Source organism: Clostridium felsineum DSM 794, from assembly GCF_002006355.2.
Lineage (GTDB): Bacteria > Bacillota > Clostridia > Clostridiales > Clostridiaceae > Clostridium_S > Clostridium_S felsineum.
The window spans coordinates 3,998,304-4,021,083 of the sequence record NZ_CP096980.1 but is presented as its reverse complement, the minus strand read 5'-3'; the positions used below and the strand labels follow the sequence as shown (position 1 = coordinate 4,021,083).

14 protein-coding genes and 1 riboswitch are annotated in these 22,780 nt (G+C 29.2%); of the genes, 7 read left to right on the top strand and 7 right to left on the bottom strand.

The genetic code is table 11. The features are described 5' to 3' along the window. Positions 1-4 precede the first annotated feature (4 nt). The 4 genes from CLFE_RS18745 (at position 5) to CLFE_RS18730 (ending at position 13,195) form a co-directional block, all read left to right on the top strand. Positions 5-1,306, top strand: a complete 1,302-nt coding sequence (locus tag CLFE_RS18745) for a M18 family aminopeptidase (RefSeq protein WP_077893868.1) — start codon at positions 5-7, stop codon at positions 1,304-1,306. A gap of 56 nt (positions 1,307-1,362) precedes the next feature. Then, a riboswitch (Lysine riboswitch) is annotated at positions 1,363-1,543 on the top strand. 90 nt (positions 1,544-1,633) lie between these two features. Next, positions 1,634-2,923, top strand: coding sequence for a diaminopimelate decarboxylase (gene lysA / locus CLFE_RS18740; RefSeq protein WP_077893867.1), 1,290 nt, complete (start codon positions 1,634-1,636; stop codon positions 2,921-2,923). A 344-nt stretch (positions 2,924-3,267) separates the two neighbouring features. Beyond that, positions 3,268-11,868 (top strand): GH36-type glycosyl hydrolase domain-containing protein, encoded by an 8,601-nt coding sequence (locus tag CLFE_RS18735; protein ID WP_077893866.1) that lies wholly within the window; start codon positions 3,268-3,270, stop codon positions 11,866-11,868. A gap of 175 nt (positions 11,869-12,043) precedes the next feature. Then, entirely contained in the window at positions 12,044-13,195 is a 1,152-nt protein-coding gene (locus CLFE_RS18730; protein WP_077850915.1) for a pyridoxal phosphate-dependent aminotransferase, read from the top strand. Positions 13,196-13,251: 56 nt separating this feature from the next. On the opposite strand, the gene CLFE_RS18725 is transcribed toward CLFE_RS18730, so the two are convergent. From CLFE_RS18725 to CLFE_RS18715, 3 genes are read right to left on the bottom strand one after another with little or no spacing between them, the layout of a single operon-like run. After that, positions 13,252-13,800, bottom strand: coding sequence for a hypothetical protein (locus CLFE_RS18725; RefSeq protein ID WP_077893865.1), 549 nt, complete (start codon positions 13,798-13,800; stop codon positions 13,252-13,254). 13 nt (positions 13,801-13,813) lie between these two features. Next, on the bottom strand, positions 13,814-14,518 hold the full coding sequence (locus tag CLFE_RS18720; RefSeq protein WP_077850916.1) for an LrgB family protein: 705 nt from the start codon (positions 14,516-14,518) through the stop codon (positions 13,814-13,816). Further along, positions 14,511-14,864 (bottom strand): CidA/LrgA family protein, encoded by a 354-nt coding sequence (locus tag CLFE_RS18715; RefSeq protein WP_077832355.1) that lies wholly within the window; start codon positions 14,862-14,864, stop codon positions 14,511-14,513. The genes CLFE_RS18720 and CLFE_RS18715 overlap by 8 nt, the downstream gene beginning before the upstream one ends. A 293-nt stretch (positions 14,865-15,157) precedes the next feature. On the opposite strand from CLFE_RS18715, the gene CLFE_RS18710 reads away from it, so the two are divergent. Together CLFE_RS18710 and CLFE_RS18705 are read left to right on the top strand one after the other, a co-directional pair. Continuing rightward, a complete protein-coding gene (locus CLFE_RS18710; RefSeq protein ID WP_077893864.1) occupies positions 15,158-15,601 on the top strand; it encodes a hypothetical protein in 444 nt (147 codons plus the stop codon). Between the two features lie 157 nt (positions 15,602-15,758). Further along, a complete protein-coding gene (locus CLFE_RS18705) occupies positions 15,759-16,439 on the top strand; it encodes a HEAT repeat domain-containing protein (RefSeq protein WP_077893863.1) in 681 nt (226 codons plus the stop codon). A 23-nt stretch (positions 16,440-16,462) separates the two neighbouring features. Here the strand turns inward: CLFE_RS18705 and CLFE_RS18700 are convergent, their stop codons facing one another. The 4 genes from CLFE_RS18700 to ppx form a co-directional block, all read right to left on the bottom strand. Next, positions 16,463-17,257 (bottom strand): ABC transporter permease, encoded by a 795-nt coding sequence (locus tag CLFE_RS18700; RefSeq protein ID WP_077832349.1) that lies wholly within the window; start codon positions 17,255-17,257, stop codon positions 16,463-16,465. After that, on the bottom strand, positions 17,247-18,008 hold the full coding sequence (locus CLFE_RS18695) for an ABC transporter ATP-binding protein (protein WP_077832348.1): 762 nt from the start codon (positions 18,006-18,008) through the stop codon (positions 17,247-17,249). The genes CLFE_RS18700 and CLFE_RS18695 overlap by 11 nt, the downstream gene beginning before the upstream one ends. Positions 18,009-18,027: 19 nt before the next feature. Next, complete coding sequence (locus CLFE_RS18690) at positions 18,028-19,044, bottom strand: ABC transporter substrate-binding protein (protein WP_077893862.1); 1,017 nt, start codon at positions 19,042-19,044, stop codon at positions 18,028-18,030. Between the two features lie 68 nt (positions 19,045-19,112). Next, positions 19,113-20,621 carry an exopolyphosphatase gene (gene ppx, locus CLFE_RS18685; protein WP_242951645.1) on the bottom strand — a complete coding sequence of 503 codons (1,509 nt, stop codon included), beginning with the start codon at positions 20,619-20,621 and terminating at the stop codon, positions 19,113-19,115. Between the two features lie 128 nt (positions 20,622-20,749). Here ppx and ppk1 point away from each other — a divergent pair, with 128 nt between their 5' ends. Continuing rightward, entirely contained in the window at positions 20,750-22,762 is a 2,013-nt protein-coding gene (gene ppk1, locus CLFE_RS18680) for a polyphosphate kinase 1 (protein ID WP_242951644.1), read from the top strand. Positions 22,763-22,780: the final 18 nt, after the last annotated feature.

The following is a 22,780-nucleotide window of genomic DNA, read 5'->3' as shown; positions in this document are numbered from 1 at the left end:
GATAATGCAAAATGAACTTGAATTTGCAAAAAAGTTAATAGATTTCATATATGATAGTCCATCACCATTCCATTCGGTGGAAAATATTAAAAATATACTACTTGAAAATGGTTTTACTGAAGTGAAGGAAGAAAATAAATGGGAACTCACTAAGAATGGTAAATATTTTGTTGAAAGAAATGATTCAGCATTGGTGGCATTTAATGTAGGGAGTGGATTTGTGGCAAAAAAGGGTTTTAAAATAATAGGGGGACATACAGATTCGCCTACTTTTAGAATAAAACCTATTCCAGAAATGGTTTCGGAAAATTCATATATAAAGCTTAACACAGAGGTATATGGAGGACCAATATTAAATACTTGGTTTGATAGACCACTTTCTATAGCAGGTAGGGTTACGGTAAGAGGGAAAAACGTGTTATGTCCAGATACAAAGCTCATAAATATAAAAAGACCTATACTAGTTATACCTAATTTAGCTATACATATGAATAGAGATGTAAATAGTGGAATTAAAATTAATCCTCAAATTGATACTTTGCCTGTATTAGGGCTTATTAATGATAAGTTCGAAAAAGAAAATTATCTTATTAAGGTTATTGCTAGTGAACTTGGAGAAGATATTTCTAATATATTAGATTTTGACTTGTTCTTATATGAATATGATAAGGGCTGCATTATGGGAATAAATAATGAATTTATATCAAGCAGTAGATTAGATGATCTTGAAATGGTTCACGCAGGAGTAACTGCATTAGTTAACTCTAAAAATTCTGAAGCTACAAATGTTTTAGCTTGTTTTGATAATGAGGAAATAGGAAGCTCTACAAAGCAAGGAGCAGATTCACAATTTTTATCAGATATTCTTGAAAGAATAGTTTTATCCTTCGGAGGGGATAGAGAAGATTTCTTTAGAGCTCTTCATAATTCTTTTATGATATCATCAGACTCAGCACATGCAGTTCATCCTAATAAGGGAGAAAAGGCAGATCCAATAACAAGACCTCATATAAATGAAGGTCCAGTTATAAAAATAAGTGCAGCTCAAAAGTATACTTCTGATAGTAATTCTATAGCTGTATATGAGGAAATATGTAAGCTTTCGGGTGTTCCGTATCAAAAGTTCGTGAACAGATCTGATGAAAGAGGTGGAAGTACGATAGGACCTATAACAGCTACACATACTGCAATAAGAACAGTTGATATAGGCACAGCTTTATTAGCTATGCATTCAATAAGAGAATTGTGTGGCACTCTAGATCATGTATATGTAGAGAAATCCTTTGAAGAATTTTATAATTTATAGAGAATTATATTGTATATTTATTCTTTGTATGTTACAATTAGAAAAAAATATTAATAACCTTTTGTAGAGGTGCTTTAAGTTAAGAGTAACTGTTTGGAGTTGGCAAATGTTGATAACAGTGAAAGGGACTTTTAGCCGAAGTAAATAAATTGGCGGATTTATTTACTGGCTTTTTATATAATATATGAAGGGCTGTCACTTTATTAGTTATTAGGTAAGTGGAGCGCTACAAGGTACACAACATTGCAATTATAACGGCAAAGGTGTTCCTTTGCCGTTTATTTTTATACATTTGTAGCGCAAAGAAAAAATAGAGAGGTGTTTTAGGTGAAGCTATTTGGCAGTATGCAAGTGGAAAAAAATCAATTATATATAGGAGGAATAAGTTTAGAAAAATTAGCAAAAGAATATGGTACTCCTCTTTATGTAGTTGACGAAAAGTTAGTTCGACAAAAATGCAAAGAATATTATGAAAATTTTAAAGTGAATGAAAATGGAAACAGGGTAGCATATGCAGGAAAGGCATTTTTACCAATTGCTATGTGCCAGATTGTTAAAGAAGAGGGACTCAGTTTAGACGTGGTTTCTGGCGGAGAACTTTATACAGCCTATAAAGCTGGTTTTGATATGGATAATGTGCTTTTTCATGGAAATAATAAGACCTTAGATGAAATGGAAATGGGTGTAAGATTAAATGTTGGAAGATTCGTAGCTGATAATTTTTATGAAATAGAAAATTTGAATAAAATTGCTAAAAAAATGCATAAAATTCAGAAGGTGTTTTTAAGAATAACGCCAGGGATAGAAGCACATACCCATGAATATATAAAAACAGGACAAATTGATTCAAAATTTGGTTTTACATTGATAAATGGGGATGCAATTAAAGCGGTAAAAGAGGTTTTGAAATTCGATAATATAGAATTAGCTGGATTACATTGTCATATTGGATCTCAAATTTTTGATATAGAACCTTATTTAGAAGAAACTAAGGTTATGTTTAAATTTATAAAACAAATAAAAGAAGAAACAGGCTATGAAATAAAAGAACTTGATTTAGGTGGAGGGTTTGGTATTTATTATACAGAAAAGGATAAACCTAAAACTGCAAAACAATTTTGCACAGCTATATTAAATGAAGCAGGCAATTTAGTAAAAGAGTTTAATATAAAAACACCTAAATTAATTATAGAACCTGGTAGATCAATAATAGGAAATGCAGGATCAACGCTTTATACAGTAGGTTCTATAAAAGAAATACCAGGCATAAGAAAGTATGTATCTGTAGATGGAGGTATGTCAGATAATATACGATCTGCACTTTATAATGCTGAATATGAATGTGAAATTATAAATAAGTTTAATGATTCAAAGGAAAAAGTTGCAGTAGCAGGTAAGTGCTGCGAATCAGGAGATATACTCATAAATGATATTTGCATATCGGAAGTAAAGAGTGGCGATGTTTTGGTAGTAGCAACCACTGGAGCCTATGGATATTCCATGGCTAATAATTATAATAAAATACCGAAACCAGCAGTAGTATTAGTTGGAGACGGGAAAGAAAAGCTTATATGTAAGAGAGAAAGTTATGAAGATATGCTTTCAAGAGAATTATAATTTGAAATTTATAATAAAGAATAAAATTATTAAAATAGTAAAAAATAAATATAAGGTAAAAAATTGATTAATCTTTAGGCTGTGATTATAAAGTACAGCTTAAGTTTAGAATAGTTACTTATAAATAAGCAGGGGGCTTAAATATAAGAGATTTGTAAGAAGTCTTTGTGGGGGCTTAGACTTCTTAATTAAAACATAAGAATCCGTTAATTATATGATTAGCGGATTCTTATGTTTTATGGAGTAAAAAAATTGTTTGTTACTTTCTGTTTAAAAAAATATATATGTGGGAATAATAATCGAAGTTAGGTTAACGAGTATATTTGCTGAAAGGATTGATTATTATGCTTTATGTATATATTTTTCTTTTGTGTCTAATTATTTTTGTTATATACATATTGAGGGATATAAATAAAAAGAAAAGTTATGACTATAGTGAAAATTTAAATCAAGATGAGTATTTAAGTGCTATAAAAAACTATAGTAGATTACCTAAAAAAAAGAGTAGTAAGGTTTTAATAAAAAAGCTAGATAGAAGCTTTAGTATGATTATAAGAGGCTACGAATATTTTGATAGAGAAATAAGAAATAGTAAAGAAATAGTGCCGGCAGCAGAGTGGCTGCTTGATAACTTATATCTTATAGAGAAAGAGTATAAAGATATAAAACATAATATGCCTGAAATATGTTGTAAAAAAATGCCTGTTATGCGAGAAGGGGCATTTAAAGATTTACCAAGAGCATATTACCTTGGAGTAAAAATAATAAACAAATTAAGTGGAAAAATAAGTGAAGATAGTATAATTTCATGTGTGCAGCAATATCAAAAAAGTTCTATGCTTACAAGTTCAGAACTTTGGGCACTTCCACTTATGTTTAGAATGGCAGTTATTCAAAATATAAGTAGAATTATTGAGAGTATAGTATTTGCACAAAGGGAGAAGAGAAAAGCTGATAAACTTGGATTTGAAATAATAGACTCACAACAATTAAATGTTGATAGAGTAAAAAAAGTGCTTATGAATCAAGAAATAATGACATCTCATTTTATTGAAAGATTTGTTAAAAGTTTGAGAGATAATGGTGTTGATGATGGGGAAATTTATGAATATATAGATACAAGGCTTCAAATGCAAGAAACCACAACTAGTGAGATGGTGGTTTTAGAACATAAAAGGCAGGCAGAGTTTCAAGTTCTTATGGGTAATTGTGTAAATGCTATAAGGGAAATTGAAGCACTAAATTGGAAGAGCTGCTTTGAAAAATTAAGTATAGTAGAAAGTATACTAAGAGAAGATGCTGCTAATATTTATTCTAATATGGATTTTTCTTCTAAGGATTATTATAGACATAATATAGAAAAAATGGCTAATAGATTTAAAATGCCGGAATCATTTATTGCTAAAGCAGCAGTTAAATGTGCAAAAGAAGACAATTCAAAGTACGATATAAAAAAGCACATAGGATATTACATAATAGACAATGGGGTAAATCAATTAAAATATAAGATAGGTTTGAAAAGCAAAAAAAATGGAATTTTGAATTTATTGAACAATCATAGTGTTGGTTTTTATATAGGAGTTAATATACTTGGAACTATAGCATTATCATACTTTTTGATTTATCTGATTTTTAGAGGAACAAATGATTATAGAATATGGCCGTATGCACTTGGATTTTTTGCTATTTTAGTTCCATGTTCAGAGATAGTTAATGCAGTGTTTAATTGGAGTATAAATCATTTAACTACACCTAAGTTTGTATGTAAGTTAGAATTGCCTAAAGGAATACCTGATTATGCAAAAACTGTTGTTGTAATTCCTGCAATTTTAAATAGTGAAAAAAAAGCTAAAGAGTTAATTGATAGAATGGAGGTATTTTATTTAGCGAATAAAGAGAAAAATCTTTATTTTGCTCTTTTGGGAGATCTCAAGGATAGTAGAAGTGAAGTAGAAGAAGCCGATCATAAAATAAATGAGATAGCTCTTAATGCAGTAAATGCTTTGAATCGAAAGTACCATAATAGGGAAAGTGAGATTTTCTTTTTTTTCAATAGAGCTAGAAAATTTAATAAAGGTCAAGGTAAATGGATTGGTTGGGAAAGAAAAAGGGGAAAACTCATGGAGTTTAACTCACTTTTAAGAGGAGATAAAAATACAAGTTATAATGTTATAAGTGGAAATTTAAATGAATTATATAAGGCTAAATATATAATAACTCTTGATGAGGATACAAAAATGCCAAGAGATACAGGAAAAAAACTTATTGGAGCTATGATACATGTTTTAAATAAGGCTGTAATAAATAATGGCAGAGTAGTTAGAGGATATGGAGTTATGCAGCCAAGGATTAATATAAATTCTATAAGTGCAAATAAAACTATTTATTCTAAGGTGTTTTCTGGAGAAGCAGGTATTGATACCTATAGTACAGCTGTTTCAGATGTATATCAAGACCTATTTGGTGAAGGAATTTTTGCAGGAAAAGGTATATATGATATAGATGTATTTCAGACTATGTTAAAAAATCAGATACCAGAAAATACAGTATTAAGTCATGATTTGCTAGAAGGAGCATATGTAAGATCGGCTTTAGTAACTGATGTTGAATTGATAGATGGATATCCTGCATATTATAGTTCAAGTAGTAAAAGGCTTCACAGATGGGTTAGAGGTGATTGGCAATTATTAAAATGGATATTTATAAAATCACCAATAAATACAATTTCTAAGTGGAAGATCTTTGATAATTTGAGAAGAAGTCTAATAGCGCCAGCTATAATGATTTTAATAATACTTTCTATAACTATTTTGCCATATAATCCTGATAAATGGCTTGCAGTAGCTTTTTTATCCATGATATGTCCATGGCTTTTTGATGTTTCAGAAATGGTTGTATCACCAATACGAGGAATGAATTTATCTGGAAAAATAGTTGGAAGTAAAGTGGTTATAGAGCAGATGTTTTTGATATTCAGTTTTTTGCCATATAAAGCTTATTTAATGGTAGATGCTATTATAAGAAGTCTATATAGAGTATTTATAAGTAAGAAAAATTTACTCCAATGGCAAACCTCAGCTGATTCAGAAATGTCATCTAAAAGATCTTTAAAGGATTATGTGAATTTAATGTGGTTTGGCAGCTTTATAGCTGTTGTAGTTGGAATTATGGCATTCTATAGAAATGTAACAATTGGTGCTATAATGATGCCTTTAAGCAGTTTATGGTTTGTAAGCCCCTTCATAGCTTATTTTGTAAGTAAGGAAAATATTGAAGTCACAAGCTTAAGTAAATCAGACGCTGAATTTTTAAGGATAAATGCTAGAAAAACATATGCTTATTTTGAAGATTTTATAAATGAAGAAGGTAATTTTCTTGCACCGGATAATTATCAAGAGTATGAAAATAAGGGTATTGCATTTAGAACATCACCAACAAATATGGGAATGGGCTTAACATCAAATTTGGTAGCTTATGATTTGGGGTTTATTGGAGTTGTAGAATTTACAGAACGAATGGATAAAATACTTACTAGTATGGAATCCTTGGAGATGTATAAAGGACATTTTTACAATTGGTATGACACAAAGACTAAAAATCCATTAAGTCCGAGGTATATATCTACTGTAGATAGTGGAAATTTAGTATCATATTTATGGCTTATAAGCAAAGCTATTGATGAACTTAAAGAAGCACCTATGTTCAATTTTAATTTTAAAAAAGGTTTAGTAGATAATTTGAATTTAGCAAGTGAAGAAATTAAAAATAATTCTATTAAAATAGAGGATTATTATAAAGATATAAAAGATGAATTAGTAAATGAAGATTCTAATTTAGATGGTATTTATAGATTATTTTCAAGAATACTGGAAAAGGAAAGTTATATTGGGGGAAAAATAAAAAAAGAAAATGTATATTGGAACATGAAATTAAAGAATAGCGTTAATAAAATCAGAGTAGAATTTGATAAATTAATGCCTTGGATAGATATTTTTAATAGAACTAATGTGGGTGATGGATATATTTATGGAAGTTTAAATGAAACAGCATTAAGGGTATCTTTTAAGGATGTACCTAAAAAACTAGAAGAAATAAAATTAGAAATAAGGCATAAGAAAAACAATATTAAAAGTGAAATAAAAGAAGAATATAAAAGAATAATAGCTTCATTAGATAGCGCTGAAAAAGAAATTAACGAAATTCTTAAGAAATTGCAACACATTCAAAATAGAATTAATATTATGGCTGAAAACACTAATTTTAAAATGCTATTTGATAAAAAACGTGAATTGTTTTCAATTGGATATGATATTGAAAGTGATAGCTTAGGAAAAAGTTATTATGATCTCCTAGCATCAGAAGCAAGGCAGGCCAGTTTTATAGCAATAGCAAAAGGAGAAATAAACCAAAATCATTGGTTCAAGCTTGGAAGATCGCTAACCAATGTTGAAAAAGAAAGGTGCCTTGTGTCTTGGAGTGGAACTATGTTCGAATATTTAATGCCGATCATAATAATGAGAAGTTATCCTAATACACTTTTGAGTGAAACCTATAAATCAGTTGTGGAAAGTCAAAAGAAATACTGTAGAAGGAGAAAAATACCATGCTGGGGGATTTCTGAATCTGCTTATTCTGAAGTTGATTCACAGGATAACTATATGTATAAAGCTTTTGGAGTACCAGGAATAGGACTTAAAAGGGGACTTTCGGATGAATTTGTAATATCGCCATATTCTTCCCTTATGGCACTTCAAGTAGATACTAGGGCTTCAGTAGAAAATATGAGAAGATTATTAAAAGAAGGTGCAGGAGGAAAATATGGATTTTATGAAGCAATTGACTATACTAAAGAGAGATTAAAAGGTAAAAATAATAAGCTTGTAGTAAAATGTTTCATGGTTCATCATGAAGGAATGAGTTTAATGTCTCTCGATAATGTCATAAATGATAACATTCTTCAGAAAAGATTTCATAGTATTCCAAGAGTAAAGTCAGCTGAACTTCTTCTTCAAGAAAGAATGCCTAAGAGGGTAATATACAATGATGAAAGAGCATTTGAAATTCCAGAATTTAAAGAAGAAAAACAAAGAATAATCAAGAGGGAATATTTTACAGCCAAAACAGAATTTCCTGAAGTTCAAATTTTATCAAATGGTACTTATTCTGTTATGCTTTCAAACAGCGGAAGTGGCTATAGTAAGTGTGATAGAGAGTATATATATAGATGGAGAAAGGATTCTGTAGAGGAAGGGCATGGAATGTTCTTCTATATAAAAGACTTAAATGCTAATAAGTGGTGGAGTGCAGGATATGAGCCATGTCAAAAAGAGGGAGATAGGTATAAAGCTACTTTTTCTATTGATAAGGCTAATATTACAAGAGAAGATGAAGATGTAGTTACAAGTACTACTGTAGTTGTATCAAGTGAAGAAAATGCAGAAATAAGAAGAGTATCTATAAAAAACAAAGGCAGTATCACCAAACTTTTAGAAATAACAAGTTACATGGAGGTTATAGCAGCTCCATTTGATTCAGATTTGGTTCATCCTACATTTAGCAATTTATTTGTAAGAACAGAATTTGAACCTCAATATGGATGTTTAATTGCTAGAAGAAGAATAAGAAGTGAAAAGGAAAAGAAGAGTTATGTTGTTCACTCTATGGCTTACGATGGAAAACTTGAAGGCAATATTCAATATGAAACTAGTAGAACTAATTTTATAGGAAGAGGAAAAGATATTCATAATCCCGAAGCTTTAAATTCTCCACTTAAAAATACAGTGGGAGATGTTTTGGATCCTGTTATGAGTCTTAGAGGAAGAATTAAGTTAGAACCAGGGAAAAGTATAAATATATCTTATATAACAGCAATTTCGCCATCAAGAGAAAGTGCACTAGAAATTGCTAAAAAGTATTCAATGCAAAATAGTATTAGAAGAATATTTGCAATTGCAACTACTGAGGTGCAATTGTGGATGAAATATCTAAATATGATGTCTTCAGAAGCAAATTTATATGAAATGATGGCAGCTCAAATATTATATTTAAATGAAAACTTATATATGAGGTCAGACTATATAAAAAATATAAGTAAGGCTCAACCAGCGCTTTGGGGATATGGTATTTCAGGAGATATTCCAATAATGCTTTTAATTGTAAGAGAAGATGGAGATATTGGTATTGTAAGGCAAATGGTAAGGGCACACGAATATTTTGAGATGAAGGGATTAAATGTTGATCTTATAATAATTAATCTTATGGAAAATTCATATACTCAAGATTTTCAAGATTTAATAAATGGTACCATAAGTAAAGCTATGATAAGGCTTAAAAAAGATAGAATAGGAAAAATATTTGCATTTAATAGAGCAACAATGCCAGTAGAAGATATGAATTTTTTAATAGGAGTCGCTAAGCTTGTCATAGATTCTGCAAAAGGACTTCTAATACATCAGCTTAAAAAGCAAATGAAAGCACCTAAAGAAATTGAGAAAATTGAAACACAAAACATTGATTATAATGTAAAAGATTATAAGTTTAAAATAAATTCTCTTAGATTTTTTAATGATTATGGTGGCTTTGATGAAATGAATAATGAGTATGTAATTATACTGAATGACAGTAAGAATACACCAGCACCTTGGATAAATGTTATTTCTAATGAAAAGTTTGGATTTCATATATCTGAAAGAGGTTCTGCATATACATGGTGTGCTAATAGTAGAGAAAATAAAATAACTCCTTGGAATAATGATCCTGTATCAGATACCTTAGGAGAGGCACTTTATATAAGGGATGAAGTTACAGGAAAATATTGGAGCTTGAGTCCTGAACCAGTTAGAGATAATGATGACTATATAATAGAACATGGTTTTGGATATAGCAGATTTAGTCATTATAAAGAGGGAATAATAGGGAATATGACAATGTTTGTACCTATGTATGATAATGTGAAGCTTTTATTAGTAAAGCTTAAAAATAATACTGAAGTAGAAAGGAAGCTTTCAGCATCGTATTATGCCCGTATGGTTTTGGGAGTAGTACCAGAGCATACTGAACAGTACATTTCAACAGAGCTAGATTTAAATGGCAAGATAATTTATTCGAAAAACCCATATAGCACAAGTTTTGGTGATTTAAATGCTTTTCTTAAAATAGCTGGTGGAGAAAATGAAAGCTTTACAGGAAGTAGAAGAGAATTTATTGGAAGAGGAAATAATCTTCATAACCCGTCTGCTATGAAAAAGGTTAGATTATCTAATACAGTAGGAAGTGGGTTAGAGCCTTGTATAGCAGAAAATGTAACGATAAACTTAAAGCCTAATGAGGAAAAAGAAATAGTTATAATGCTTGGAGAAGAGAAGTCAAGGTCACAAATTAATATAATAACAAGTAAGTATTCAATTATTGAAAATGCTGAAAGAGAATTAAAAAATACAAAAGAATATTGGAAGTCTATTTTAAATACTGTGGTTGTAAATACACCAGATGAAAGTATGAACATAATCATGAATGGATGGCTTATGTATCAACTTATATCTTGTAGATTATGGTCAAGAACAGCATTTTACCAATCAGGTGGAGCTTATGGTTTTAGAGATCAACTTCAAGATACTATGCCGTTAACCTTTGTAAGACCGGAAATGACTAGAAAACAAATTTTAATTAGTGCATCAAGACAATTTATAGAAGGTGATGTACAGCATTGGTGGCATCCAGTTGTAGATAGTGGTATAAGAACTAGATTTTCTGACGATTTATTATGGCTTCCTTATGTTACTATAGACTATATAAAGAATACTGGTGATACGGGTATTTTAGATGAGATTGCACCATATATAGAAGATGATCCTCTAAGAGAAGGTGAAGATGAAAGATATAGTATGACTAAGCTTTCAGATAAGAAGGGAACTATATATGAGCATTGTATAAAAGCTATAGATAAAGCACTTAAGTTTGGGATCCACAATATACCTCTTATGGGAAGCGGTGATTGGAATGATGGAATGAATACCGTTGGAAATAAGGGAAAAGGTGAAAGTGTATGGCTTGGATGGTTTTTATATTCCATACTTATAAATTTCAAAGATATAGCTAGAGTAAAAGGTGACAATTATAGAAGTGGAAGATATCTAGAGTTAAGTGATTTTATAAAAGAAAGTATAGACAAAAATGCATGGGATGGAAACTGGTATAGAAGGGCTTATTTTGATGATGGAACGCCACTAGGGTCAGCACAAAACGATGAGTGTCAAATAGATTCTCTATCACAATCCTGGGCACTTATATCAGGTGGAGGTAAAATTGATAGAGCTAAGGTAGCTATGCAGTCAATTGAAAAGTATCTTGTAAAAGAGGATAAAGGAATGATACTTCTTTTAACTCCTCCATTTGATGAGTCTAAATTGAATCCTGGATATATAAAGGGATATGTACCTGGAGTTAGAGAAAATGGAGGACAGTATACTCATGCAGCAACTTGGGTAATATTAGCTATGACAAAGTTAGGCGATGGCAAAAAAGCTTGGAAACTATTCAATATGATAAATCCTATAAATCATTCGAGATCTTTTTATGATTGTCAAAATTACAAAGTTGAGCCATATGTTATGGCAGCGGATGTTTATGCAAAGGAACCTCATGAAGGAAGAGGTGGCTGGACTTGGTATACAGGTACTGCAGGTTGGATGTATAGGGTTGGTCTTGAAGGAATACTTGGATTGAAGTTAAAAGAAGGTAGAGGTTTTACAATAGAACCATGTGTTCCTAATAAGTGGTATTCTTATAATATGGAATACAGATATAAAAATAGTGTCTACAATATAAATATAAGAAGAGGAGAAAAAAAGGAAATTTTATTAGATGGTAGATTAATGGAAGATAATGTGGTTCCATTTTTAGAGGAAGGTAATCACAGAGTTGATGTTACAATAGAGAAAAATTAATAGATTTTGTTTTTATGGCAGAGCTTTATATTAGAGAGCTCTGCCATTTGCTTTTCTAAGTATTGACATTAAGGTTTTAGTAATATACTATAATTGTAATAAATAATTATTCCTATATGATTTGTATGTAAATGGATAAAGTTCTTTGATAAAAAGAATACAAGGAGAGGGTAAAATGCAAAAATTGAGTAATAGGTTGGATGGATTTACAGAGTCAATAATACGAAAAATGACAAGAATAGCTAATAAATATGGAGCTATAAATCTTTCTCAAGGCTTTCCGGATTTTGATCCTCCTAAAGCTATAATAGAAGGTCTTAGGGAGGTTTCAAGTAAAGGTCCTCATCAATATGAAATAACATGGGGATCTATAGAATTCAGAAAAAAACTTGCTGAAAAACAAAAAAGATTTATGGGAATAGATATAGATCCTGAAAAAAATATTGTTGTTACTTGCGGAAGTACAGAAGCTATGATGGTTTCAATGATGTCAGTATGTAATCAAGGTGATAAAGTTATTGTATTTTCTCCGTTTTATGAAAATTATGGAGCAGATGCAATTTTAGTTGGTGCTGAGCCTATATATGTTCCCTTAGTGCCACCAAGATTTAATTTTGATAAAGCTACCTTAAAAAAAGCTTTTGAGCAAAATCCTAAAGCATTAGTACTATGCAATCCGTCTAATCCAACAGGGAAAGTTTTTACAAAAGATGAACTTTTATATATAGCTAAATTAGCAAAAGAGCATGATACATATATTATTACTGATGAAGTTTACGAGCATATAGTTTATAAACCTAATAAGCATGTTTATATGGCATCACTTCCTGGAATGAAAGAAAGAACTATATCTTGTAGTTCACTTTCAAAGACTTATTCTATAACAGGATGGCGTCTTGGATATATAATAGCAAGTGATGAAATTATAGATAATTGTAAGAAGGTCCATGATTTTCTGACAGTAGGTGCGGCGGCACCACTTCAAAGAGCTGTACTTCCTGGACTAGAATTTGGAGACGAATACTATGATAAGCTTAATGAAATATATACTAGGAAAAAGAGTATATTTATAGAGGGAATTAGAGAAATAGGATTAAAATACTTTGAACCACAAGGGGCATATTATGTTCTGGTTGATATAGCTGAGTTTGGAGAAAAAGACGATTATAAGTTCTGTGAATGGTTAGCCAAGGAAATTGGAGTTGCAGCCGTTCCTGGTTCAAGCTTTTTTAAAGAAAAGGTTAGTAATTACATAAGGTTTCATTTTGCCAAAAAAGATGAGACTTTAATTGAAGCAGTAAAAAGATTAGAAAAGTTAAAAAAGTGAATGATATGGCAAAAGCTACAATACAATTCTGTATTGTAGCTTTTGCCATATCATTACTATTTAAGTTTACTCATTAAAAATTTGAAATTATCTTCAGCTAAAAGTTCTTTTCGATTAGAATTTAAAATATTTTCGTTGTAGGTATTTATATTTTTCTCAAAGTTGTCTAGTGCTATGTTTATATTTTCTTTAAAAAGTGGTATTAAAGTTATTATCATAATGAGTATATCCACGTAGTCATTATCATAAAGCCTAAAGCAATTAAGAGAGTCTGAAGTTAATCTTCCAGCATCAAATATGTAAATATATCTAGTGTTTTTTGGAAATAAATTTATTTCTATTTTGTGTTTGTATAATCTAAAAGAAGCAGTTTCTCTTCTTATATATACAGGAAAAATATTTGAAAAAATTGAATTTGCCTTTTCAGATTCATCAACTAGGTCTGAAAAGTCAGTTTCATAAAGTTTTGTAATGATATCATCTGTAAAAATTAAATTTTTAATCTCTTTACCGAGTTTACTTCTAAGATTTTGTTCTTTTTCAGCAGCAAATAAATTATCAATAGACGTAAATAATTTATTAATTGGATTTGTTTTATCTTTCATAATTTTTCTCCTTCTATTTAGTAAGAATTAAAAACAAATGCCATATAAGAGGAGCTAAAAATACAGTAATGATTCCAGAAAGGGCCATAGTTAAACTGCTCATAGCACCCTCAGTTTCACCTAGTTCCATAGCCTTTGCCGTACCTATAGCATGAGAACAGGCACCCATAGCAATACCAATAGCTACCTTATCCTTAAATTTTAATATTTTATATAAAAATGGACCTACTATAGTTCCGAGAATTCCAGTTATTATTATAGCAACAACTGTAATTGAAGGAATACCACCAAGTTGTTTAGATAGTTCCATACCTATAGGTGTTGTTATTGATTTTGGAAGTAAAGATTCTGTTAAGGCATCTGAGAAATTAAATAATTTCGAAAATAAAATTATATAAATAATTCCGGATATAGCTCCACATAAAATTCCAATAATTATAGGAAGAGCATTCTTTTTAAATAATGAAAACTTTTTATAAAATGGCAGCGCAAGTGCTACAGTTGCTGGTGATAGAAAAAAGGAAATTAGTTGTCCACCTTTGTTGTAATCAGTATATTTTATATTAAATTTCATTAGAAAACATATCAATATAATAATAGATATTAAAAGTGGATTGAAAATTGAAAGCTTTGTTTTTTTCTTTAAAAATTCTCCAATTAAATAAGCAACTAAAGAGATTAGGACTCCAAATACAGGAGAAGTAACTATACTATTCACGCGTAAGCACCTTCCTTAAAAAATTTACTACATAAGCTGTTACTACCCAAACTAATATTGTAGACATAATAACTATTGTCATTAATTTGAGCCATTTTCCTTTCAATATTCCGAAGGATGTTATAAGACCTACTCCAGCAGGAACAAAGAAAAATGACATATGAGATATTAGAACATCACATATATCTTCAATCATTTCTACTTTTATTATTTTTGTGTATAGAGCAAAAAATAATAAAATAAGGCCTAAAACAGTTCCTGGTATAGGAAGATTAAACAATAATTGGATTATTACCCCGAGAAAATATGCCCCTAGAATAATCGTTAACTGTTTTAAGTATTTCACAATATCGCCTCTTTTGTTAGTGAATTTTTATACAACGTCATTAATATATCATATATTGTCAATAAGAACAATAATATAAAAGAACTTGTAATCGTTATAAAAAAATAATAACGATTACAAGATTTTTGTCATAAATTATCAATTATAGATTAGAAAAAATAATAAAAAATTTAAATTTGAGTTTTTTAAGTGAATTAAATTATATTGAAAAATAAAAATAAAATATGATATAATTTTCTCTAAATTACAATGTGTAGTATAAATTTGAATTTATAAGTTTTAGGAGCTCAATTATGAAAGAAATTTTAAAAAAATATAATTTACCAATAGTATTTGTTTTAACGTACATTTTTGGATGTATACTTAGTATGCTTATTAAAAATACATCATTAGAATTAATATCTTTATATAGTGAGATGTTTTTTTTAGTGGTGGTATTTATATATGGTATGATTTATAATTTTTTTATGTATGCAAAATTGAATTTTGGGGGGAGTCTTATATATACAATATGTTCAGCAGTTATATATTTTTTTAGCATGGTTATTTTATTAATATTTATGATTCCAATTGAAGGTGTAATTAATGATGCATACGATAATTTTGGATTTTTATTGGTATATTTCGGCACAAGCTTTACATTGGCAATATTTTTGGTGTATATTATACCTTTAGTATTAAGTAGCATATATAAAAAAGTAATGTATGTGGCTAAAAATGAAGATAGAGAAAAGTAATGATTTAAATAATATAATTTTATAATAGGGTGAGAAAATTATTTTTTTAATTTTATTTATTATATAATTTCACTTAATAATAAATAATTAATGAAATTTACTAAAGTAGTATGCTATAATTTATAAGTTATATTGAATTAATAGACGAGGTATTTATATGGAAAAGTACTTTAATAAATTGGATGAAATTGAAGAAAAAGAAGAATTTAATGAATATGATTTTGAGATTTTAAGATATTTTTCAAGAAATCCTGACAGTGAAATAAGGTGTAGAGTGGCTGAAGTTTTGGCATATCAAAATATTAAAGCTAGTGAAGAGATATTACTTATGCTATTAGAGGACAAAGATGAGTTAGTTAGAACTAATGCATGTGAGTCTATATGTAGTAGTACTTCAAAAGAGGTTGTGGAATTTTTAAAGCATAAAGTAGTAGAAGACAAAAGCTACTTGGTAAGAGGATATGCAGCAATGGCAATATCAGAGATTGCAGTGAAAATAGGCTATGATATAAAGGAATTCCTTATAAAAGCACTTGAAAATGAAAAAGTTAAATGGGTTAAAATTAATTTTTATAGAGCACTATATGTTATAGGTGAAGAGGAATATTTAAAATTATTAATGAAGGATTTAGATGACGAATACTATGGAATTAGATGTGCAGTTGTAAATATATTAAGTGAACTTGCATCAAAAGAAAACTTTGAAATAATAATAGAAACCTTAAAAAATAGGCTTAAGGTTGAGGATAATATTTCAGTTAGAACAGAAATAGAAGAATTTATAGCTTTAGAACGTGCAGTTAAAAATCATAAGAGAACACCAATGAAGACAAAATAAATATCTTCATTGGTGTTTTTTATTTAGAATTTTCTTTTTAATTTTTTTTCTAAAATAGCTACAGCTATATACATTAAATAAGCTAAGATAGATAAAAGTATTATACTCATCATAACCATATCTAATTCGGAAATTTGTCCACCATATACAATTAGAAAACCAAGACCTTGTTTTGCAACTAAGAATTCTCCCATTATAACCCCAACCCATGATAGACCAACATTTATTTTTAAAGCTGACATAAGGGTAGGAATTGAAGAAGGTATTATTAGATTTTTTAGTATTTGAAATTTACTAGCTCCAAAGGTTTTCATAAGTTTGATTTTTTCTTCATCAACTTCCTTGAAGCTATTTAAAACGCTTATTATGGTTACAACTATAGAAATTAAAACTGCAATTAAGATTATTGCTTTTATTCCATTACCTACCCAAAATATTATTATTGGAGCTAGTGCAACCTTAGGTAATGAATTAAGAACAACAAGATAAGGATCAAGAACCTTTGAAGCAAAATCTGACCACCATAAAAGTATTGCTATAAAAGTTCCGATAATTGTACTTAATAAAAATCCAATTACAGTTTCAAAACAGGTTATACCTATATGAGTAAATAAAGTTCCTTCTGCATATATTTTTATAAAACTTTCAAGCATTCTAGAAGGAGTACTTATTAGAAAAGGATCTACTATATTTAAGTCACCAGCAATTTCCCATAAAACAAAAATAAATATTAATATGAGAATTCTAGTTAAAGTAATTTTATGTCTTTGTCTATTTAAACTTTTTATATATTTTTCATGTTCTATACTAACCTTCATTGATATCCATCTCCTTCCAAACGCTATTGAAGTAAAGTGGAAAATCAGTACATTCACGTCTCTTTACAGGAGAAATATCAGGAAGATTTATGGAAATATCTTTTTTTAATTCTGCAGGTCGTTTTGAAAGTACTAGTATTCTTTTAGAAATTGAAACAGCTTCTGCAATATCATGAGTTACCATTATTGCTGTTTTTCCCTCTGTTTTGATTATTTCACATATTTCACTTCCAACATTTAAGCGTGTTTGATAATCTAAAGCAGAAAAAGGCTCGTCTAGAAGAAGAACTTCAGGATCTAAAACCAGTGTCCTTATAAGTGCAACCCTCTGACGCATTCCACCAGATAATTCATTTGGATGATGATTTTTAAAGTCTTTAAGATCGTACTTTTCAAGAAGTTGTTCTATTTTATCTGTGGTTTTTGCATTCAACTCTTTTTTTATTTTAAGCCCCAAAGATATATTATCCCATACATTAAGCCACTGAAATAAATTATCCTTTTGAAACATGTAGCCTATTTTTGGAGACACCCCTTTAACAAGAGAACTATCTATAAAAACTTCACCACTTGATGGAGGGAAAAGTCCTGCTATTATGTTTAAAAGAGTTGATTTTCCACAACCAGAAGGCCCTACAATGCTTACAAAATCACCATCATTTATTTTAAAACTTATATTTTTTAGAGCGTTTGTTTCTGTTTTTACTGAATGATAATTTACAGATACATTTTTTACATAAACTTTATCCATTTTATCATCTCCATAAACCTTACTTTACTTTTTTTACAGCTTCTTTTGCAAAAGTTTCATTTGTTATGGTATTAAATGGAGGTCTAGTCTTTATGATAGTTTTATCATAACCTTGAATTATTGTCATAAGTCTATCCATTTCTTCTTTTTTTAAGATTGGATCTGATGCATAAGCACCAATACTTTTATAATTTTTTATGGAATTTTCTATTACATTAATGTCGCTTCCAGGAAAAAATGATTTTATAAGAGAAGCAGTTTCTTTGTCTGAATGTTTGTTCATCCAAAGCTGTCCTTTGTAAATAGCATTAGTAAAGCCTTGTAATACTTTTGGATTTTTATCCATGTAAGATTTTGTGGTGAAGAAGCAAGTATATGGTAGTGAACCTGATGCAATACCGACGGATGCATTTATATATCCTGACTTATTTTGTTCAAGAAGACTTCCAGTAGGTTCAAATAACGTAGCATAGTCACCAGTACCACCTTTAAATGCTCCACCTACAGAGGAAAGACTTATATTAGTTATTATATTTACATCCTTACCTGGTTTAAGTCCATTATTTTTAAGAGCATATTCAAAAGCCATTTCAGGAACACCCCCAGGTCTACCCCCTATTATTGTTTTGCCTTTTAGGGATTTCCAAGTAAATGATTTTTCTTTATGTCTGCCAACAAGAAATGAACCATCCTTTTGCGTAAGTTTAGCGAAAATTATAGGATAATCTTTTCTATGTTTGTTGTAAATATATATAACTTGTTCAGGACCACAAAAACCTATATCGGCACTTTTACTTAAAACATCTTGCATAGTTTTATCAGCACCCTGACCAGTAGAAAGATCAAGGTTTATTCCGTTTTGCTTAAAGTAACCATTTTTTATAGCAACATACATGGGAGCATAGAAAATTGAACGAGTAACTTCATTTAGTTTTACATTAATTAATGAGGTGTCAGTAGATTTTGAACAACCTACAGAAGTGATACATAATATTAAAGTAAACAATAGTAAAAATTTAAAACAAGTTTTTCTCATGAATCCTCCTCACATATTACAATGTTTACTTTATATTATGAATTTTATAGAGGATAAGTTATTAAATTTTACACTATATAAAGTGATTTATTAAAGGCAGCTTTAAAGAGAGATGAACTTACCATAGCTTCTTTAATTAAAAAGGTTGATGAACTGTCGGAAATAGTTTTTATTATAACAATATCATTATCTATTTGGCAGTTTAAATCATAAATAGAGCCAGATAAATCTTTATCTAGATTTGCAGCAATTCTTAAAAGTACTCCAATAATTTTTATTGCGTAGATGTCTTCTTTTTCAAGTATACTGTTATATTCTTCTAAAATTGAGTCTAAGTTTTCACTTCTTTGATAAATGGCAATACAAGCACTTATGATACGTTCCTTGTGAGAGATTCCAAAGAGGTAAGAGTTTAGAATTATATATGAAGAATGTCTATGATTATAGTAGAAAGAGATATTAATTCCTACATCATGAAGCATAGCAGCTGTTTTTATGACTTTATCAAAGGAAGCATCTATTCTATGTATAGTTTTTAAGGCTGAAAAAAGAAGCTTTGTAAGCTTATATACATGTAAGCTGTGTTTAATATTGGCATTATTATTAAGCAGTATGTTGTTTATTGAAAAATCAAGAATATTTTCTATTGGCTCGTCATTAAATAAATTTGACAATAATAGCCCTTCTCTTAAACCATTTCTACAAATTATGATTTTTTTGATTTTGGTTAACTTTACTAGTGATGAAACTGCACAAGCAGCACCAGTGAAAATATCAGCTCTGTTTTTAGATAATCCCTTTATTTTTTTTCGCTGCTCAGTGGATTTGTCCTTTACCTCATTATAAATATCTTCAGCTGACTTTGAAGACATGATGTAATTATGTATTAAATCGAAGGGATAGTTTTCATTTCTTCTGGAAATTTTGCCTAGATTTCGAATGCTTCCACCTATTCCTATTAATGTAGAAGTAGAAATATCTTTAATCCATGGAATATCTTTAAAGCTTTCTAATAAAAACTTTTTTAGAAGTTCTTCTTGCTTTGAATCTATAGAGTTCTTAAGTTTGAATTTTTCAGTTAAAGTCAAGGCTCCAAAATGAAGACTTACGCATTCTTTTAAAGTTCTGTCTTTTATCCATATAAGTTCTGTACTTGCTCCTCCAATATCCATTACAAGAGCATCCTTAATATCCAAGGTATTTATTGCAGAGAAATAATCGTAATATGCTTCTTCTTTGCCAGATAGAATTCTTATATTTAGAGATAGGGTATCTTTAATTTTTTTTGCTATGGAGTTTCTATTTTTGGCTTTTCTAAAGGCTTCAGTAGCAGTTATAATAAGTTCACTATTTTCAAATTTATCACAAAAATTCTTATATAAATTTAAAATTTCAAGTAGTTCAGCTATTTTTTCAGTAGTAATATTTCCGTTAGAATCAAAGCCTGCACCAAGTCGTACATATTCTTTAAGTTCAGTTAGAATTTTAAAGGAATTTTTGCTTGTAAGTTCTATAAACAAAAGTCGTACGGAATTTGATCCTATATCAATTATTCCAATATGCTTCAATATTATCACCTCGTATATAATTAAGTAGTTTTTATAACTATAGCATAGTATTAATAGAAGAATTTTATACGTTTATTATAGAGTTTTCTAGTTATACTAAAGGATAAAGGACTTTAAGGCAGATGAGGATGGTAGCTATGAAAACTTTTGAAAGTAAAAATTTTATAAGTAGGGAACTTAGCTGGCTAGAGTTTAATAAAAGAGTGTTTGACGAGTCGAAGGATAAAAATAATCCACTAATAGAAAGGATTTATTTTCTATCAATAACTAGTTCTAATTTAGATGAATTTTTCATGACAAGGGTATCAGCTTTAATTAATAGACTAAATGGTAGAAATAATAGATTTAATGCTAATGTAAATAAAACAATAAAATTGCTTAAAGTAATAAGAAGAAGAGTTGAACTTATAATTTATAAAGAATATAAATGTTTTAATAAGCTTACTGAAAAACTGGAAAAGGAAAAGATTTTAATTGTGAAGCCGGAAGCTTTAAATAATAAAGAAAAAACATACATAAGTAGTTATTATAATAGGAAAATAATATCATTAATAACTCCAATAGCAATTGAAAATAATAAACATTTTCCATTTTTAAATAATAAGGCTCTTAATTTAGCGTTCTTAGTTGAGAAAGAAAATAAAGCTTTAGTATTTGCCACATTACAGCTTCCTTTGTCAGTATCGAGGCTTGTAAAATTTCCTAATAAAAATAAATTTATTCTTTTAGAAGATGTTATAAAGATGTTTTCTTCTGAATTATTTAAGGGGTATAAAATTTTAAGTATAAGTGCTTATAGAATAACTAGAAACGCAGACTTAAAGCTGGATAAAGAGGTAGGTGAAGATTTACTTGAAACTATTGAACATTCTATAAAAAGAAGAAAAAGGGGAGAAATTATAAGGATAGAAGTAGAGGAAAATATGGATAAAAGGCTTCTTAAGAAATTAAAGGAGTATTTAAAGATAGATAAGCAGTATATATATAAAATCTCTGGACCTATAGATTTGACATTTTTGAATATCATTACAAATATCAAAGGATATGGTTATTTAAGATATCCTAAATTTGAGCCTAAAAAGGTTAAAGAATTTGAAGGTAAAAATATTTTTAAGGTTATACAAGAAAAGGATGTGCTTTTATCTCATCCATATCAGAGATTTCAATATATAGTAGATTTCCTAAAGGAGGCAGCAAATGATCCTAAGGTATGTACTATAAAACAAACGCTTTACAGAGTAAGTGAGAAGTCACCAATTATAGAAGCATTAATAGAAGCAGCAGAAAATGGCAAAGAAGTACTGGTTATTATGGAATTAAAGGCAAGATTTGATGAACGAAACAATATAATTTGTGCAAAAAGGCTTGAAAATGCTGGGTGTCATGTTATATATGGTCTTGTGGGTTTGAAAATTCATGGGAAGCTTTTAATTGTGGTAAGACGAGAAGGAAGTAGAATTAAAAGATATGTTCATATGGCAACAGGAAATTATAATGAGACTACAGCTAATTTTTATACGGATTTAGGGCTATTTACATCAAAGGATTCTATTACAAAGGATGTTTTATCAATTTTTAATATGCTTTCAGGATGTTCTAAAATAGTCAATTTAAATAAACTATTTTTAGCACCCATTAATATGAAAAAGAAATTTATAGATTTAATCAATGAGGAAATTATAAGTGCTAAAGAAGGTAAAAATGCTAGAATTATAGTTAAAATAAATTCACTTGAGGATAAGGAAATAATAGAAAAGCTTTATGAAGCTTCAGTGAGTGGTGTGAAAATAGATTTAATAGTAAGAGGTATATGCTGTTTAAGACCTAATTATGGTAAAATAAGCAAGAACATAAATGTTATAAGTATAGTTGGAAGATTTTTGGAACACAGTAGGATATTTTATTTTTATAATGGGAATAAGGAGAAAGTATATCTTTCAAGTGCAGATTGGATGACGAGAAATTTAGATAGGAGAATTGAGATATTATTCCCTATAGAGGATAAGAAAATAAAGTTAATTATAAAGAATCAACTTAAAATATATTTAATGGATAATGTAAATGCAAGAAGGTTAAAGAGTAATGGAACTTATGAGAAAATAAATAGTAATAATATTATTATAGATTCTCAGAAATATTTTCAAAAGTAATGATATATTAAAAAAGGA